The organism is Oleiphilus sp. HI0125, assembly GCF_001635355.1.
Genome location: NZ_LWGF01001079.1, coordinates 1 through 733 on the forward strand (window position 1 = coordinate 1; position 733 = coordinate 733).

A 733-nucleotide genomic window follows, 5' to 3' on the forward strand; every position below is an offset into this window, starting at 1 on the left:
GCGTCAGCACCGAGCGCACAGTTAAAACCAACACTTAATGGATTACAGTGATCAACAGAATATAAGAATGCTTCTGCGGTTTGACCTGACAAGGTACGGCCCGAGGCATCTGTGATAGTGCCGGAAATCATGATTGGCAGTTTAAAACCAGCGTCAATAAAGTATTGTTCGGTGGCGTAAATCGCAGCTTTTGCATTCAAAGTGTCGAAAATAGTTTCGATTAAGATGATGTCTGAACCGCCTTCAGATAAGGCTTTTACTGCTTCATAGTAATTGTCATAAAGTTCTTCGAATGTGACATTACGGTAGCCCGGATTGTTCACGTCTGGGCTTATTGATGCAGTTCGAGATGTTGGGCCTACAGCGCCGGCAACAAAGCGCGGGCGAGATGGATCTTTAGCGGTTTTCTTATCAGCTTCTTCACGAGCGATGCGAGCGGCTTCAAAATTTAGCTCATACACTAACTCTTCCATGTTGTAGTCCGCTTGAGACACTTTGGTGGAGTTGAAGGTGTTGGTTTCGATAATATCGGCGCCGGCGTCCAAGTACTGTCGATGAATCTTCGCAATGGCATCGGCTTGAGTAAGGCATAAGAGGTCGTTATTGCCCTTTACGTCTTGATCAAAGTTTTTGAAACGTTCACCACGATAATCTTCTTCGGTGAATCCGAGGCGTTGAATCATGGTTCCCATCGCACCATCGAGAATCAAGATGCGTTCATCGATTGCCTTTA

The 733-nt window shown here is 45.6% G+C and carries 1 protein-coding gene; it reads right to left on the reverse strand.

All coding sequences use genetic code 11. From position 1 onward, the window contains the following. The coding region (locus tag A3762_RS18515; RefSeq protein ID WP_369820700.1) for a homocysteine S-methyltransferase family protein at positions 1-725 on the reverse strand (725 nt) is incomplete at its 3' end. Positions 726-733: the final 8 nt, after the last annotated feature.